At 70.2% G+C, this 16,288-nt stretch carries 14 protein-coding genes; 5 read left to right on the top strand and 9 right to left on the bottom strand.

Annotated features, from left to right (window positions below; translation table 11 throughout):
• Nucleotides 1-2: 2 nt before the first annotated feature.
• Genes mnhG through E3O39_RS06625 form a run of 6 tightly spaced genes read right to left on the bottom strand, consistent with a single transcriptional unit; the run spans nucleotide 3 to nucleotide 6,366 of the window.
• A complete protein-coding gene (gene mnhG / locus E3O39_RS06650) occupies nucleotides 3-359 on the bottom strand; it encodes a monovalent cation/H(+) antiporter subunit G (protein ID WP_134449991.1) in 357 nt (118 codons plus the stop codon).
• Complete coding sequence (locus E3O39_RS06645; protein WP_174774608.1) at nucleotides 356-619, bottom strand: monovalent cation/H+ antiporter complex subunit F; 264 nt, start codon at nucleotides 617-619, stop codon at nucleotides 356-358. The genes mnhG and E3O39_RS06645 overlap by 4 nt, the downstream gene beginning before the upstream one ends.
• Nucleotides 619-1,293 carry a Na+/H+ antiporter subunit E gene (locus E3O39_RS06640; protein WP_134449989.1) on the bottom strand — a complete coding sequence of 225 codons (675 nt, stop codon included), beginning with the start codon at nucleotides 1,291-1,293 and terminating at the stop codon, nucleotides 619-621. The genes E3O39_RS06645 and E3O39_RS06640 overlap by 1 nt, the downstream gene beginning before the upstream one ends.
• Nucleotides 1,290-2,858: a Na+/H+ antiporter subunit D gene (locus tag E3O39_RS06635; protein ID WP_134449988.1), complete on the bottom strand. Its 1,569-nt coding sequence runs from the start codon at nucleotides 2,856-2,858 to the stop codon at nucleotides 1,290-1,292. Before E3O39_RS06635 ends, E3O39_RS06640 begins: the two co-directional genes overlap by 4 nt.
• Nucleotides 2,855-3,397, bottom strand: a complete 543-nt coding sequence (locus E3O39_RS06630) for a sodium:proton antiporter (RefSeq protein ID WP_134449987.1) — start codon at nucleotides 3,395-3,397, stop codon at nucleotides 2,855-2,857. The genes E3O39_RS06635 and E3O39_RS06630 overlap by 4 nt, the downstream gene beginning before the upstream one ends.
• Entirely contained in the window at nucleotides 3,394-6,366 is a 2,973-nt protein-coding gene (locus E3O39_RS06625; RefSeq protein ID WP_134449986.1) for a Na+/H+ antiporter subunit A, read from the bottom strand. The genes E3O39_RS06630 and E3O39_RS06625 overlap by 4 nt, the downstream gene beginning before the upstream one ends.
• A 137-nt stretch (nucleotides 6,367-6,503) precedes the next feature.
• Between E3O39_RS06625 and E3O39_RS06620 the strand changes: the two genes are divergently transcribed.
• The 3 genes from E3O39_RS06620 (at nucleotide 6,504) to E3O39_RS06610 (ending at nucleotide 10,168) form a co-directional block, all read left to right on the top strand.
• Nucleotides 6,504-8,117: an amino acid permease gene (locus E3O39_RS06620; protein WP_134449985.1), complete on the top strand. Its 1,614-nt coding sequence runs from the start codon at nucleotides 6,504-6,506 to the stop codon at nucleotides 8,115-8,117.
• 87 nt (nucleotides 8,118-8,204) lie between these two features.
• On the top strand, nucleotides 8,205-9,635 hold the full coding sequence (locus E3O39_RS06615) for a glycosyltransferase family 2 protein (RefSeq protein WP_134449984.1): 1,431 nt from the start codon (nucleotides 8,205-8,207) through the stop codon (nucleotides 9,633-9,635).
• Nucleotides 9,635-10,168 carry a hypothetical protein gene (locus E3O39_RS06610; protein WP_134449983.1) on the top strand — a complete coding sequence of 178 codons (534 nt, stop codon included), beginning with the start codon at nucleotides 9,635-9,637 and terminating at the stop codon, nucleotides 10,166-10,168. The genes E3O39_RS06615 and E3O39_RS06610 overlap by 1 nt, the downstream gene beginning before the upstream one ends.
• Here the strand turns inward: E3O39_RS06610 and E3O39_RS06605 are convergent.
• Nucleotides 10,076-11,500: an MFS transporter gene (locus E3O39_RS06605; protein WP_134449982.1), complete on the bottom strand. Its 1,425-nt coding sequence runs from the start codon at nucleotides 11,498-11,500 to the stop codon at nucleotides 10,076-10,078. The genes E3O39_RS06610 and E3O39_RS06605 overlap by 93 nt on opposite strands.
• A gap of 156 nt (nucleotides 11,501-11,656) precedes the next feature.
• Here E3O39_RS06605 and purU point away from each other — a divergent pair, with 156 nt between their 5' ends.
• Together purU and E3O39_RS06595 are read left to right on the top strand one after the other, a co-directional pair.
• Complete coding sequence (gene purU, locus E3O39_RS06600) at nucleotides 11,657-12,529, top strand: formyltetrahydrofolate deformylase (protein WP_134449981.1); 873 nt, start codon at nucleotides 11,657-11,659, stop codon at nucleotides 12,527-12,529.
• A 95-nt stretch (nucleotides 12,530-12,624) separates the two neighbouring features.
• Nucleotides 12,625-12,981: a YrdB family protein gene (locus E3O39_RS06595; RefSeq protein ID WP_134449980.1), complete on the top strand. Its 357-nt coding sequence runs from the start codon at nucleotides 12,625-12,627 to the stop codon at nucleotides 12,979-12,981.
• A 14-nt stretch (nucleotides 12,982-12,995) separates the two neighbouring features.
• On the opposite strand, the gene E3O39_RS06590 is transcribed toward E3O39_RS06595, so the two are convergent.
• Nucleotides 12,996-14,222: an MFS transporter gene (locus E3O39_RS06590; RefSeq protein WP_134449979.1), complete on the bottom strand. Its 1,227-nt coding sequence runs from the start codon at nucleotides 14,220-14,222 to the stop codon at nucleotides 12,996-12,998.
• A 53-nt stretch (nucleotides 14,223-14,275) separates the two neighbouring features.
• The gene (locus E3O39_RS06585) at nucleotides 14,276-16,177 is read right to left on the bottom strand and encodes a heavy metal translocating P-type ATPase (protein WP_134449978.1); all 1,902 of its coding nucleotides are present in this window, start codon (nucleotides 16,175-16,177) and stop codon (nucleotides 14,276-14,278) included.
• Between the last annotated feature and the right edge of the window lie 111 nt (nucleotides 16,178-16,288).

The following is a 16,288-nucleotide window of genomic DNA, read 5'->3' as shown; positions in this document are numbered from 1 at the left end:
TATCAGGCGCCGCGGTCTCCGCGCCGGTTCGCGCGTCCGAGCTCGTCGACGACGAGCAGTTCCGGCCGGAACCGGTCGGTGTCGTGCGCGACCCTGGCGATGAGGTGCGCGGCCATCGGGGCGGTGAGCGCCTGGAAGGCCACGATCGCGACCGAGAGCGTGACGGTGCCGAGGGTGAAGTTGTTGACCGCGACATCCACCGTCACGGCGATGAGGCCGAAGATCTGCGGCTTGGTCGCCGCGTGCAGCCTGCTGAGCACATCCGGGAAGCGCAGCAGGCCGACGCCGGCCGCGAGGCACATCAGCGCGGCGGAGAGCACGAGCACCGCCGTCACCACATCGCCGATCACCGCGCTCACGAGTGCTCCTTCCCGCCGAGGAAGCGGCCGACGGCGAGCGAGCCGAGCACCGCGAACAGGGCGAGCACGAGCAGCACCGGCAGGGTGTCGACGTGCCGGTTGATCGCCATCTCCGCGCCGAGCGCGCAGATCACGGTCGCGACGAGCACGTCGGAGGCGATCACGCGGTCGAGGACAGACGGGCCGCGAATGATGCGGTACACCGCGCACAGTCCCCCGGCGCCGAACAGCACGGCGGCTACGATCACGACGACTCCCATCAGGTTTCCTTTCCCGTGTCGTCCAGGTTCCGGCGGTCCCTGTCGTCGTCATTCCGAGCGGATGCCGCGCGCGCGTCCCCGGCCACGGCGCCCGTTGCCGCCGCAACGGCGGCCACAGCATCGCCGAGGGCGAGTCGTTCGAGGTCTTCGCGCGAGCCGAACGCGCGCACGATGCGCCGCTCGGTCGCGAGCACGCTCACCCGGAACCGGTCGATCTGGGCGTGCGTGCGCACGTTCAGCACGTGCAGGTAGAGCGTGGAGCTCACCCGGTCGGTGTCGATGACGATCGATCCGGGCACGATCGAGGTCGCAACGGCCGTCCAGGTCAGGATGAGGTCGCTCCGGGTGCGGAGCGGCACCGCGATGATCGCGCTGTCCGGACCGGCGGGCCTCCTGAGGGGCCTGAGGGCCAGCCAGGCGACCTGCACGGACGCGCGCACGATGTCGCCGAACAGCCGCAGCAGGAACGCGAGGGCGCCTGCCGGGCTGATCCGGCCGCTCAGCTGCACGGCGGGCAGGTAGAACACGACGGAGACGAGCGCGGCGAGCAGGGCTCCGGTCAGGAGGTTGAGCCAGGAGAAGCGGCCCCAGAGCAGCATCCAGAGCAGTACGAGCCCGAGCCAGAGCGGGAGCTGGTTCAGGAGGGCGGCGCGGCGCTCCGCGCGGGTCGTCACGGTGTGCCGCCAGGGAAGACCGCGTCGACATAGTCGCTCGGGGCCTCGATGTCGGCGGCGGCCCGCGCCGCGAAGTCGAACACGGGACCCGCGAAGACCGTCAGCCCGATGGTCAGCACGAGCAGCCCGGCGGTCGCGCCGACCATGAGCCGGGAGACGGTCTTGGTCACGACGGTGCCGTCGTCGTGCGGGTCGTCGGTGAGGCGGTCGAGCATGGCCGAGTCGTAGTTCTCGACCTCGCGGCGCGGGCGCCAGAAGGCCATGTTCCACGCGCGGGCGAGGGCGTAGAGGGTCAGGAGCGAGGTGGCCGCTCCCGCCCCGATCACCGCCCACGCGAGCGGGGTGCCGAGCTGCGCCCCGGCCTGGAACAGGGCGAACTTGCCGAGGAAGCCGGAGAACGGCGGGATGCCGCCGAGGTTCATCGCGCCGATGAAGAACAGCACTGCGACGACGGGAGCGGCCTTAAGCATGCCGCCCAGCCGGGCGAGGGAAGTCGTGCCCCCGACGCGCTCGATGAGCCCGGCCGAAAGGAACAGGGTGGTCTGGACGCTGATGTGGTGCACGACGTAGAAGATCGTCGCGGCGAGGGCGAGCGGGGTGCCGATCGCGATGCCGAAGATCAGGTAGCCGATGTGGCTGACCAGGGTGAAGGACAGCAGCCTCTTGATGTCGGCCTGGGCGAGTGCGCCGAGAATGCCGATCAGCATCGTGAGCGCGGCGACGATGAGGAGCGGCACCTGGAACGGGTTGCTCGGGAAGAGCAGGGTCTGGGTGCGCAGGATCGCGTAGACGCCGACCTTGGTGAGCAGGCCCGCGAAGACCGCCGTGACCGGGGCGGGTGCGGTCGGGTAGGAATCCGGGAGCCAGAACGACAGCGGGAACACGGCGGCCTTCACAGAGAAGGCGAGGAGGAGCATCAGCCCGAGGATGCCCTGCACGTCTCCGGGCAAGGCGGGGATGCGTTCGGCGAGGAGGGCGAGGGTCACGGTCCCCGTCGCGCCGTAGATCAGGGCGATCGAGCTGAGGAAGAGGATCGACGAGACCAGGCTCACGACGATGTAGGTGACGCCGGCACGGATGCGCGCACCGGTACCACCGAGGGTGAGCAGCACATAGCTGGCCGAGAGCAGCATCTCGAAGCCGACGTAGAGGTTGAACAGGTCACCGGCGATGAAGGCGTTGAACAGCCCGGCGGCGAGCACGAGGTAGGTCGGGTGGAAGATCGAGACGGGGGTTTCCCTGTCGCCGTCGATGATGCCCTGGCCGACGGCGAAGAGCAGCACGCCGAGGAGCATCACGGCCGAGACGAGCAGCATGAGAGCCGAGAGTCGGTCCACGACGAGCACGATCCCCCACGGCGCCTGCCAGCCGCCGACGTGCACGACGGCGGGTCCCTGCTGGTCGACGAGCACGAGGAGCGTGGCGCTGATCAGGGCGACCGTGGTCAGCGAGGCGACGCCGACAGCGATCTGGGTCACGGTGCGCCGGCCGAGGGCGAGCGTGATCGCGCTGCCGAGCAGCGGGACGGCGACGACGAGGGGGACGAGGATGGTCGCAAGGTTCATCGGGCGGCATCCGTGTTCCCGGGGCGGGCGGGCGCTCCGTCGTCGTGATCGTAGTCGTCCGGGTCGTCGTGATCATCGGGGTCGTCGCGATCGCTCGCGTCGTCGTGATCGCTCGCGTCGAGGGAGGCGCGCACGGCCGCGTCATCGTCCGCGGAGGACCGGAAGTCCTGCTCCGCGGAGGACGCGGTCTCCGCAGCGTGCTCGTCGGTGAGGGTGTCGCCCTCGTCGCCGAGCTGGGCAAGCCACCAGGCGCGATAGACCAGGGCGAGGATGAGGGCGGTCACGCCGAAATTGATCACGATCGCGGTCAGCATCAGGATCTGCGGCACGGGATCGACCATGTCGGCATCGCTCGCGGTTCCGGTGATGATCGGCGAGCTGCCGGGCCGGCCGCTCATGATGAAGATCAGCAGGTTGGTCGCGTTCCCGACGAGCACGAACCCGATCAGCACCCGGGTCAGGCTGCGCTCGAGCATGATGTAGACGCCGGCCGCGTAGAGCACGGCCATGACGACGACGAGGGTCAGGGAGGCGCTCACGGGACCACCTCCGGCACCGGCTCCGCGCCCGGTTCTGACACCGGGGCACCCGCGGCATCGGAGCCGGAACCGGTCGCGGAGGCGTCGGACCCGGCGGGCGGAGCCTCACCGGCCTCGCTCTGCCGGTCGATCTCGCTGCCGAGGCTGCGGAGGATGTCGAGTGCCAGGCCGATCACGACGAGGTAGACGCCGATGTCGAAAACAGTGGAGGTGCCGAAGGAGAGGTGCCCGAGCACGGGAACGTCGACGCTCGCGTACGCCGACTGCAGGGGGATCCCGGTGACGAACAGTGAGGCGACCGCGGTGCCGACGGCGAGGATCACTCCGAGGCCGAGGATCTTGCCCGGGTCGATCGGGGCGGCTTCGCCGAGTTCGTAGCGTCCTCCGGCGAGGTAGCGGGCGACGAGGGCGAGCCCGGCGAGGAGCCCGCCGGCGAATCCGCCCCCTGGCGCGTTGTGCCCGGCGAAGAGCAGGAACACCGACACGACGATCGCGGGGTGGAAGAGAAGCCGCACGATGACCTCGATCAGGATCGACCGGTCCTCCGGCTTGATCGTGCGCCCGGCGAGCAGCCAGGACTGCCGGGTGACGGCGTGGCCGGCCGAGGAGGCCTGCGGGTCGGCGACGACGCGGCGACGGTTGCGCGGTGACCGCTGGGTGCGGGAGCCCTTCAGACGCGGCAGGGTCTCGGTGCGCCCGGACACGAAGAGCAGGCTCGCGACGCCGGTCGCGACGACGATGAGCACGGACACCTCCCCCATCGTGTCCCAGGCCCGGATGTCGACGAGTGCGACGTTGACGATGTTGGTGCCGTGCGCCTCGAGCGTCAGGCGCGGCAGCTCGAGCGCGATGCTCGGCGCCTGCCGGGCGCCGAGGGCGATCATGGCGACGGTGCCCATCGTCGCCCCGACCAGCACCCCGATCAGGGCGCGGCGCCTGCGATGCAACGGCGCGTTCGGGCGGGTGACCCTCGCCGGCAGCCGGCGCAGCACGAGCACGAAGACCACGAGGGTCATCGTCTCCACGAGAGCCTGGGTCAGGGCGAGGTCGGGTGCGCCGTGGAAGGCGAACAGGGCCACGAGGCCATAGGCGGTGACTCCCGCGAGCAGCACCGACGTCATCCGCTGCCCTGACCGCGACGCCGCGATCGCCGCAACGCCCATGATCACGGCGATGATGACCTGGCCCGGGTAATCCCAGAGCACGAACGAGTCCGGCCAGGTCCGGTTGACCAGGGAGGCGAAGCCGAGCGCGAGCACGAAGACCACGAGGATCGTGCCGAGGTACTGCGGCAGGCCGCCGCGCTGCGCGAAGTGGGTGAGCCTCGCCGCTGTGCGATCGACGCTGCGCACGAGCAGCCCGTAGCCGCGACCGGCGTCGACGGTGCCGGGCACCCGCTCCTGCAGCACCGCGACCCCGCGACGCTTCCAGAACATCACGGCGCCGAGCGTGAGCACGACAGCGGTGATGCCCAGGGCGGGTTCGAATCCGTGCCAGAGGGCGAGGTGCGCGTGCCCTCCGCCGGGGACGGTGTCCGCGTACGGCGCGAGCAGCGGGTCGAGCCGGCCGGCCAGCGGGCCGAGCGCGATCGTCGCGACGGCGAGCAGTCCCGGGGCGATCAGGATGTCCCAGCGGCTCGGGTGCAGGGCCGTCTGCGCGAGCGCCGCCCTCGTCCCGAACGCGCCGTGGAAGAAGCGGATGCTGTACGCCACGGTCAGCAGGGAGCCCACCGCCGTACCGGCGAGCGCCACCCAGCCCCAGCCGTCGCCGTGCAGTGCCGCCTCGAGGAACGCTGTGAAGACGGCCTCCTTGGCGACGAATCCGAGCAGGGGTGGAAGGCCGGCCATCGACGCCACGGCGACGAGCGCGATCACGGCGAGCGCCGGGTCGCTGCGGCCGATTCCGGAGAGCTTCCGGAGGTCGCGGGTGCCCGCGCGGTGGTCGATGATCCCCACGACGAGGAAGAGCGCCGCCTTGTAGAGCGCGTGGGCGAGGAGGAGCGCGGCCCCGGCGAGCGCCGCGTCGCGGGTGCCGAAACCGACGACGACCATGATGAAGCCGAGCTGGCTCACGGTTCCGTAGGCGAGCACGAGCTTGAGGTCGTGCTGCCGCAGGGAACGCCAGGCGCCCACGAGCATGGTCCAGACGCCGATCGTCATGAGCACCGGCATCCACCCCTCGGTGTCTGCATACCCGGGGGCGAGCCGGGCGACGAGGTAGATGCCGGCCTTGACCATGGCGGCGGCGTGCAGGTAGGCGCTGACCGGGGTGGGGGCGGCCATCGCGGCGGGGAGCCAGAAGTGGAAGGGGACGAGAGCCGACTTGGACAGGGCCCCGACGAGGATGAGCAGGATGGCCCAGGTCGCGACCGGGCCGGTGACGGGTTGGGCGACGAGCAGGGCGAGCGAGGTCGTCCCTCCCTCGACGCTGAGCATCACGACGCCGACGAGCATGACGAGTCCGCCGAAGGTCGTCACGATCAGGGCCTGGAGCGCGGCGCCCCTGCTCTCCCTGCGGAAGGTGTAATGGCCGATCAACAGGTAGGAGAGCACGCTCGTGATCTCCCAGAACATGAACATCACGACCACGTCGTCCGCGGTCACGAGCCCGTACATGGTGCCTGCGAAGGCGAGGAGGCAGGCTGCGAAACGGCCGAGCGCCGGTTCGTCAGCGTCGAAGTAGCGGGCGCAGTACACGAGAACGAGGGCGCCGACGCCGGTCACGACGAGGGCGAGCAGCCAGGCGAGGGTGTCGACGCGGAAGGACAGCGCGACGCCGAGCTGCGGGATCCACGGGATGCTCGAGGCTTCGGAACCTCCGCGCATGACCGTCGCGGTCTGCGTGAGCGTGAAGACGAACGCCGCCGCAGGCAGAAGCGCGATCAGGTAGAACACCTTGGTGGACAGCACGCGGGTGAGCGCCGGCGTCAGGACGGACAGCGCCAGGAAGGCGAGGAGGATCGTCGTCATGCGGCCTCCGGCTCTGTTTCTCGGGTCAGGGGTACGGAAAACCAGTCTACCGAGTGCCCGGTGGACGAACCCTGTTAGGGGGCGCCGGCGCCCCACCGGTAGGGTGGGCGAAAAGCAAATGGATCGGAAGTGCCCCCATGACGAGTGCCATCCGGGGGCCGCAACGCCCCGATCCGACCGGGTCAGGGGCTGAGGCAGAGCCAGCGCAGCCTCACGAGCACGGGCACCACGGCCTGCCCGTCGAGACGCCGCTCGAGCACATCCACGATGCGACGAGCGTGCACGAGGATGCGGGCCTGCACAAGGGGCTCAAGGGCCGGCAGGTGCAGATGATCGCGATCGGCGGCGCGATCGGCACCGGGCTCTTCCTCGGCGCCGGCGGCCGGCTCGCCTCAGCGGGTCCTTCCCTCGTCTTCGTCTACGCGATCTGCGGGTTCTTCGCGTTCCTGATCCTGCGCGCACTCGGCGAGCTCGTCCTGCACCGCCCGTCGTCCGGCTCCTTCGTCTCGTATGCGCGCGAATTCTTCGGCGAGAAGGCCGCGTTCGTCACCGGCTGGCTGTACTGGATCAACTGGGTGATGACGGCGATCGTCGATGTCACCGCCGTCGCGCTGTACATGAACTTCTTCGCCAAGTACTGGGCGCCGTTCGGGAGCGTGCCGCAGTGGCTCTACGCGCTGACGGCCCTCGCGGTCGTGCTGTGCCTCAACCTGCTGTCGGTGAGCGTCTTCGGCGAGCTCGAGTTCTGGTTCGCGCTGATCAAGGTCGTTGCGATCGTGTCCTTCCTGCTCGTCGGCACCTGGATGGTGATCTTCGGCACCCCGATCCCGGGCCAGGAGGCCGGCTTCAGCCTGATCGCGGACAACGGCGGCTGGTTCCCCAACGGGGTGCTCGCCTCGATCGTCGTCGTGCAGGGCGTCGTCTTCGCCTACGCCTCGATCGAACTCGTCGGCACGACCGCCGGAGAGACCGCCCATCCGGAGACGGTGATGCCCAAGGCGATCAACACCGTGATCGTGCGCATCGCGGTCTTCTACGTCGGCTCGATCCTGCTGCTCTCGCTGCTGCTGCCGTACACCGCATACCAGGCAGGCGTCAGCCCCTTCGTGACGTTCTTCGGCAGCATCGGCGTCGGCGGGGTCGACGTGATCATGAACCTCGTCGTGCTGACCGCGGCGCTGTCCTCGCTCAATGCCGGCCTCTACTCGACGGGACGGATCCTCCGGTCGATGTCGCTCGCGGGATCGGCGCCGCGCTTCGCCGGAAAGGTGAGCCGGACCGGGGTGCCGTTCGGCGGCATCCTCTTGACGGGCTTCGTCACCCTGCTCGGTGTCGGCCTCAATGCGATCGTGCCGGATGAGGCGTTCGAGATCGTGCTCAACATGGCGGCGATCGGGATCATCAGCGCGTGGGGGATGATCGTGCTCTGCCAGCTGCGCCTGCAGGCCTGGGCGAAGCGCGGGATCCTGAAACGGCCGGCGTTCCGCCTGTTCGGGGCTCCATACACCGGTTATGCGAGCCTCGGGTTCCTGGCGACGGTTCTCGTGCTGATGGCCTTCGACTGGCCGGTCGGCACGCTCACGATCAGTTCCCTGATCGTGATCATCCCGGCGCTCGTGGTCGGCTGGTATGCGTGCCGCGGCCGGATCCTGCAGATCGCGCTCGCCCGCGACGGCAAGACCGGGGCCTTCCCGATCAAGGCGAACCGGCCGCTCGCCGACGAGAACGGGACCGGGCGGCCTCCGCGGTAGACCCCTGCGCGGCGTATCCCGGTGGGCCCCTGCTGCACCGCGCGAGAGTGTGCATGATCTGACGCGCGGACGGATACGATTTGTTATATGGGGGCACAAAAACTGGGCCGGACGGTCGGCCTCGTGATCGCGGGACTCGCCACGGGCGCGGCGGCCGTGCTCTGGTTCCTGGTCGCCTCTGGCGAGCACGCCCCCGGTGCGGCCCCCTCCCAGATCGTGCTCTTCGGCGTGCTCCCGGTGTCGTACGACCCGAGCGCGCCGGGCCCCCGGGCGATCCTCGGCGCCATCGCCCTCTCCGTGCTCTTCGCCGCCGGCATCGCCCTGCTCGAACGCCGCGCGACGAACCGCTCCCGACGGTCCTCCAACGCGCACCTGACCCCGCTCGCACCGAAGATCGTGATGGCCCCGCAGGGAGGAGTCTTCGCCGGACCTGTGACGGTGACCGTGCTGATCCCGGCTCACAACGAGGCCCTATCGCTCCCCGTGACCCTGGCCTCTCTTCTCACCCAGTCGCATCCGCCGGAGCGCGTCATCGTCGTCGCGGACAACTGCACCGACGACACTGTCAGCATCGCCCGAGAACACGGCGTCGAGGTCGTCGAATCCGTGGGCAACACCCAGAAGAAGGCGGGTGCCCTGAACCAGGCACTCAAACGGGTCCTGCCCGGACAGCTCGACAATGACATCGTCATGATCATGGACGCGGACACCGCGCTCGATGACGGCTTCCTCGCCGAGGCCGTCGCCCGGTTCACGAGCGATCGCGCCCTGATGGCGATCGGGGGCCTCTTCTACGGGGAGCCGGGGTTCGGCCTGCTCGGACTCCTGCAGCGCAACGAGTACGTGCGCTACTCGCGGGAACTCGCCAGGCGGCGCGGCCGTGTCTTCGTCCTGACCGGGACGGCGTCGTTGTTCCGGCCCCTCGCGCTGCGGTCCGTGGCCGAGAACCGGGGTGTCACCATTCCCGGGGTGCCCGGCGACGTCTACGACACCTACGCCCTCACCGAGGACAACGAGCTGACCCTCGCGTTGAAGTCCCTCGGCGGACTGATCACCTCCCCCACCCAGTGCACCGTGGTGACGGAGCTGATGCCGACGCTCCCCGCGCTCTGGCAGCAGCGCCTGCGGTGGCAACGCGGCGCCCTCGAGAACATCGGCACCTACGGCCTGACCCCGGCGACCCTCCGCTACTGGGCGCAGCAGCTCGGCATCGGGTACAGCGTCATCGCCCTGACCTCGTTCCTGTCGCTGATGGTGCTGACCCTGCTCGCGGTCAGCACCTGGATCTGGTTCCCCTTCTGGCTCTGCCTGGGCCTCGTCTTCGTCACCGAACGCGTGGTCACCGTGTGGAAGGGCGGCTGGCGGGCCCGCCTGCTCGCGGTCACCGTGCTCCCCGAACTCTGCTTCGACATGTTCCTGAACGTGGTCTACGTCAAGGGCATCGTCGACATCACCCTCGGCAGGCATGCCGCCTGGGAACACGCAAGCATGAAGGTCGGAACCGGGAGCGCCGCCTGATGCCGGTCCACGTCCTCAGCCAGGTGCCCGCAGGCATCCTGCTACCCGACACGATCCTCGCCTCGGAGTTCTTCGCCGTCTTCTCGGCCTTCGTCGGGATCAATACCGTCATCTACGTGGTCCTGGCCGTCGCCAAGATCCTGCCGAAGATCTATTTCACCGACTGGGTCAGGGGCAGCAACCGGCGGGCCGCCGCCCGCAGCATCTACGCGGTGGCGGAAATACCTGTGCGGCCGCCGCCTCCCCCGACCACGGTCGCCGTGACGACCCTCGAGGCATCCGTGCGCCGGGTGCGCGAGTCGGCGCATCCGCTCGCAGGAGTGCATGCGGGAGCGCACAGCGGAGCGCTCGCGTCGACGCACGGCGGGACGCACGCGGAGGCGCACGCCGGGACGCACGCGGCTACGCACGTGGCTAGGCACGTGGCACCGCATGCCGCGCTACGCGGCCGACCGGCGCCGGATCACCAGCTGGCTCACCAGCACGAGCGCGAGCGCGGCGACGAGGATCCCGACGTAGACGAACGGCACTGACGTGATGCCCGAGCGTTCGAGGAGGATCCCTCCGAGGAGGGCGCCGCCGCCGATGCCGGTGTTGAACGCGGTCGTGTAGAAGGCGCTCGCGGTGTCGCGGATACGACGGGACGCCGTGTGCATCAGTCGGGTCTGCAGCAGGGCGGGCAGGGCTCCGAACGCGATGCCCCAGAGCAGGAACGCGACGATGGCGACCGGGAGCAAGCCGCTCCAGATGCTCAGCGCGGACACGCTGACCGCGCTCACGACGAGGCCGAGCACGAGGCCGAGCTGGGGCCGGGCGGCGAACACCGTGCCGCTCAGAAGCAGTCCGACGGCACCGGCGATCCCGTAGGCGAACAGGAACGGGGCGATCGCGGACGGATCGACCCCGAGGCCGTCGATCAGGAACGGCGCGATGTACGTGTAGAAGGAGTAGTGACCGATCATGATCAGGGCTGCGATGACGCAGATCAGGGCGACGGGAGCGATCGTGGGGTCCCGGCGAGCGGGGGCCTGGGGGCGCGGGGCTGCTGTCGGGGCCGGGTCGGTCACGGCTGCCTGGTCGGTCACGGCTGCTGACGTGATCTCGAGCGGCGCAGCGCTCGCGTCCGGGGCGTCGGGGGCGGATGCCGCGGCATCCGCTGCCTGCGCCGGTACGCCCCGGTCGCCGCGCGGCGGGGAGACGTAGTGCTCGACCTTCGGCAGGAACCGCCAGACGAGGGCCGCGCCGATGAGCATGAGCACGGCGAGCAGCACGAAGGACAGCCGCCAGCCGAGCGCATGCCCGGCCGCCGTCCCGAGCGGCACGCCGAAGACGAAGGCGAGGGTGCCGCCGGAGATCGTGATCGAGATCGCCCGACCGATCTGTTCCTTGGGCACGAGGTGGGCGGAGTACGCCCCGACGACGCCCCAGAACAGGCCGTGGGCGAGGCCGCCGAGCACCCGGGTGGCGACGACGAGTTCGTAGCTCGGGGCGAGCGCGGTGAGCACGTTGCTGAGCGCGAAGACCAGGAGCACGAACACGATCAGTCCGTGCCGGGGCAGCCGTTTCGTGAGCAGGGCCAGCGGCGTGCTCGTGAGCACGACGGTGAACGCGAACCAGCTCACAAGCAGGCCGGTCTGCGACTGCGGCACTCCGAGCGATCCGCTCATCTCCGGGAGCAGGCCGGTCGGCAGCATCTCGCTGGTGACGGAGAGGAACACGGCACCGGAGAGGGCGAGCAGCCCGATCCACGGGAAGCGGGCAGGAGGCGTCGAGGCGACCGAGCCGGTGCGGGGGCGGTCGGAGTGCGCGGTGGCGGTGTTGGCGGGATCGAAGCGGGGCAGCTCGATCGGCGAAGTCAGGGACATGGGTGTGCTCACAGAGGGCTGGGCCTGCAGCCCGCGCGGGGCCGGGCCGGCGCCAGCCGGATCGTGTGCGCGCAGCGTGCGCGCCCGGGGCCTGTCGCTTGTGCCGGCCACATCCAGCCTAACCGACAGCCTGACGGCAGCCGATAGCCTAGACGGATGACTAGTTCCACTCCGCTGCCCGCACACCACCACTGGGTCATCGCCCTCGTCTGCGTCGACCAGCCGGGCATCGTCCACGCCGTGAGCGGCGCCATCGTGCAGGCTCACGGCAACATCACCGAGAGCCAGCAGTTCACGAGCGCCGACACCGGCCGGTTCTTCATGCGACTCCAGATCGAGACTCCCGCCTCACGCGAGGAGCTCACGGCGGCGCTCGCACCTGTCGCCGAGCGCTACGCGATGACGTCGGTGATCGACGTCGTCGGCCGCCCGCTCCGCACCCTCGTGCTCGCCTCGACGGCGGGCAACTGCGTGAACGACCTGCTCTTCCGGCACCGGGGCGGCCAGGTGCCGATCGAGATCCCGCTGGTGCTGAGCAACCACGGCACCCTGCGCGACCTCGTCGGCTTCTACGGGGTGCCGTTCGAATCGCTCCCCATCACGGATGCCGCGAGCAAGGCCGCCTTCGAAGCCCGGGTGATCGAGGCGATCGAGGACAACGACATCGAGCTCGTCGTGCTCGCGCGGTACATGCAGATCCTGTCCCCTGAACTGTGCGCGGTCCTCGAGGGCCGGGCCATCAACATCCACCACTCGTTCCTGCCCGGGTTCAAGGGTGCGAACCCGTACAAGCAGGCCCACGCGCGCGGGGTCAAGCTGATCGGGGCGACGGCTCACTTCGTGACGAGCGACCTCGACGAGGGACCGATCATCGAGCAGAACGTGGTCCGGGTGGACCACTCCCGCACGCCGGCCGAGCTCGTCGCGATCGGCCAGGACGAGGAGAGCCGCACCCTCACTCAGGCGGTGACCTGGTTCGCCGAGCACCGGGTGCTGCTCGACGGGGCCCGGACGATCATCTTCAAGTAGCCGCCGGCATCCGTTCCCCTTCCGGTCGGGAGTGACCGTTCCGCCGGCCGCTCTCGACCGGAAAGGTGATGTTCGGGGAACGGTAGAGTGGGCGGGTGACTGACTCCCGTGCCCTGCCGAAGATCGGGTTCAACGACGTTCTGCGGTTCCTTCTCGAACTGTTCGCGTTCGTCACCCTCGCGGTCTGGGGCTTCACGACCTGGCCGTTCCCGTGGCCCGCGCTGCTCGTCGGCATCGTCGCCCCCGCGTTCGCGATCATCCTCTGGGCGCTGTTCCGGTCGCCGAAGGCCGTCTTCCGGCTCGACCCGTTCGGCAAGGCGATCATCGAGATCGCCGTGTTCGGCGCTGCCGCGATCGCGTGGTGGGACATGGGCCTGCCGGTCATCGGCGGCGTCTTCGCGGTCGTCGCGACGGTCAGCGGCGTCCTCTCCGGTCGCGCAGAACTGCGCTAGCTCGCTCGCCCGGGTCAGGCGGGACGGACCGCCCGAGTCTCGCGCGGCATCCGCAGGGCGAGGGCGCTCGTCGCGAGGAAGAACAGCGCACCGACACCGAACGCGACCGGGTACGAGACGGAATCGGCGAGCAGGCCCGCCGCGAGCGGGCCGATGATCGCGCCGAAGTCCGAGAACATCGAGAAGACCGCGACCGGGCGTCCGCCACCGGCCCCCGCTGCGTCGCCGACCGCGGCGGCGGGAGCCGTACCGAGGAACGCCGACGCGACCCCGTAGACGCAGAGCAGCACCGTGAGGACCACGATGTTCGGCGCGAACGGCACCGCGAAGATGGTCACGGCGGCGAGCAGGCAGGCTCCGATGATCGCCGGGCGGCGTCCGACGGTGTCGACGAAGCGGGCCGCGGGCGCGAGTGCGAGGGTCTGGGCGACCGCCGCGACAGCGAAGGCAACACCGGTCCAGGAGCTCGGGCCGCGCAGTACCTCGACGACGAGAACGGGGATCAGCGCGTTGCGCACACCGAACGAGGTCCAGCCCTGCGCGAAGTTGGCCAGGCACGCGGCCCGGAACCGGGGGTCGGCGAGCACAGCGCGGAACGGGACCCTGGGCGCCGACGCTCCGGACGCATCCGCCGTCGCGTTGCGATAGCCGGGGCTCAGCAGCAGCAGCCCGAGCACACCGGCGATCGCGAGCGTGCCGGCGTAGAAGAAGAAGGGCGCCGTGAGCGAGATCGTCGCGAGCAGGCCGCCGAGGGCGGGGCCGGCCATGCCGCCGAGCAGGAACCCGCCCTGATAGAAGCCGATGGCGCGGCCGCGGATGCCCGGAGCAGTCGAGCCGAGCAGGAGCGTCATCGCCGAGACGGTGAACATCGCGGAGCCGATGCCGCCTGCCCCGCGCAACAGGAGCAACTGCGGGTAGTTCTGGGCGATGCCCGCGAGCCCACTCGAGAGTGCGACGATGCCGATGCCCGCCGCGAGGATGGTCCGCTCCCCCGCCCAGTCGATCAGGCGCCCGCAGAACGGGCTCGCGACGAACCGCATCAGCGCGAACGCGGAGACGACCGCGCCGATCTCGAGGTTGCCGACGCCGAAGCTGCGCACGTAGACCGGGAGCACCGGGACGACGACGCCGAAACCGACCATGACGAAGAAGGCGATCACGCCGAGGACGAGCACGTCCCGGGAGAGTCGCGGCTGCCCATCCACCCCTGTGGGCGGCGTGCGGGGGCGGAAGAGGCGCATCTACTCAGGCTAGGCCGTCGCGGCGGTGTCGCCGCGCGGGCGGATGCCGCGGCTCAGCGCGCGAGCGCCGTCGCCGGTTCGCGGTGCACCGGTACGCTCCCGGCAGCGAGCGCGGCATCCCGCCGCCCGCCGATCGCACGGAGCGCGTTGAGGATCGTCGCGAGGTCGACGAGCTCCTGCAGGAGCGCCCCGATCGTCGCCGGGATCAGCCCGAACGCGGCGAAGACCATCAGGACCAGGCTCAGCGCAATACCGATCCAGATGCTCTGCAACGCGATCCGGATCGTGTCCTGCCCGATCGCGACCGCCCTGGCCGTGCGCGAGAGGTCGTCGATCAGGATGACGACGTCTGCTGACTCGCTCGCCGCGGTCGCGCCGCGCGCGCCCATCGCGATGCCGACATCCGCCACCGCGAGCACAGGAGCGTCATTGACACCGTCGCCGACCATGATCACCGGACGCTCCGTGATCGCCCGCACGCCCTCGACCTTGTCGACAGGCAGGCAGTCGGCCTGGACGTTCGTGATTCCCACGAGCGCGGCGATGTGCTCGGCCGTCGGCCGGGCGTCCCCGGTGAGCATGACCGTGTTGCGGATTCCGAGCTCCCCGAGGGCGTCGATCGTCTGGCGGGCATTGCCGCGCAGCTGGTCGCTCGCGACGATGCTGCCGGCGAAGCTCCCGTCCACGGCGACGTAGATGGCGAGTTCCCCGCCGTCGAGCGGGGCGGCGACGGCCGCCGGCGCGGTCTCCGCCACGAAGGAGAGCTTGCCCACGGTCACCTCGCGGCCGTCGAGCCTGGCGACGACGCCGTGTGCCGGCACCTCGCTCGCCGTCGCGGTCGCGAGGAGCTCGAGGCCGCGGCTGCGCGCCTCCGCGATCACGGATGCCGCGAGCACGTGGGACGAGTACTGTTCGGCGGACGCGGCGAGCGCCAGCACCTCGTCGGCGTCGAACCCGGCGGCGGGCAGCACCCGGGCGATGGCGGGGGTGCCGTGGGTCAGGGTTCCGGTCTTGTCGAAGACGATGGTCCTGGCGCGGGACAGCGCTTCGAGCACCCCGCCGCCCTTGACGATGATTCCGTTGCGCGCCGCGCGGCTCATGCCTCCCATGAACGCGATCGGAGCAGAGATCAGCAGCGGGCACGGGGTGGCGACGACGAGCACCTCGGCGAAGCGGACCGGCTCACCGGTCAGGATCCAGGCGAGCGCAGCCAGGGACAGGGCGACCGCGGTGAACGGCACCGCGTACCGGTCGGCGAGCCGGACGACGGGTGCCTTGCTCGCGGAGGCCTCCTCGACGAGGGCCACGATCTGCTGGTACTGGCTGTTCGCCGCGGTCGCGGTTGCGCGGATGGTGGCGGCGGCCTGGCCGTTGATCGACCCCGAGAGGATGCCCTCGCCCTTGTTGCGTTCGACGGGGAGGCTCTCCCCGGTCAGCGAGGACTCGTCGAAGGCCGCGCTGGCGGACTCGAGCACACCGTCGACGGGAACGATCTCGGCCGGGCGCACGAGCAGGAGGTCACCCGGCTGCACAGCAGTGGCTGGCAGATCCTCGACGTCGGCCAGGTCGCCTGCGGATCTCAGGCGGTGCGCGATCTGCGGCGCCCGGTTGAGCAGGGCGTTGAGTTCGCGCTTGGCACGGTTCACGGCGAAGTCTTCGAGGGCGGCGCCCCCGGTGAGCATCAGCACGATCAGGATGGTCGCGACGTACTCGCCGACGAGCACCGTTGCGACGATGGCGGTGATCGCGAGCAGGTCGACGCCGAAACTGCCGTGGCGCAGCTGCTTGACCATGCCCACGGCTGAGATCGCGGCGACGAACAGGCCGAAGCCGCCGAACAGCCAGGCCAGGCTGTCGGCGAAGCCGGCGAGGGCCAGCCCGATTCCGACCACCCCGAGCACGATGGTCGCGGCGACAAGCGGATACCGCCGTACGGCGGCGAACAGACGGGACATGCTTCAAGTCTCGTCCCGTCCCCCGCCCACCGCCAGCAAGGTGAGGCTCGCCTGTCCGGGGCGGATGCCCGGCCGGCGACGCGCGCCGGGCATCCGTCTCGAGGGCGTTCG

The organism is Cryobacterium sp. MDB2-A-1 (assembly GCF_004402675.1).
Classification (GTDB): domain Bacteria; phylum Actinomycetota; class Actinomycetes; order Actinomycetales; family Microbacteriaceae; genus Cryobacterium; species Cryobacterium glucosi.
The sequence above is the reverse complement of the archived record's forward strand: the minus strand, read 5'-3'. Positions and strand labels throughout refer to the sequence as shown.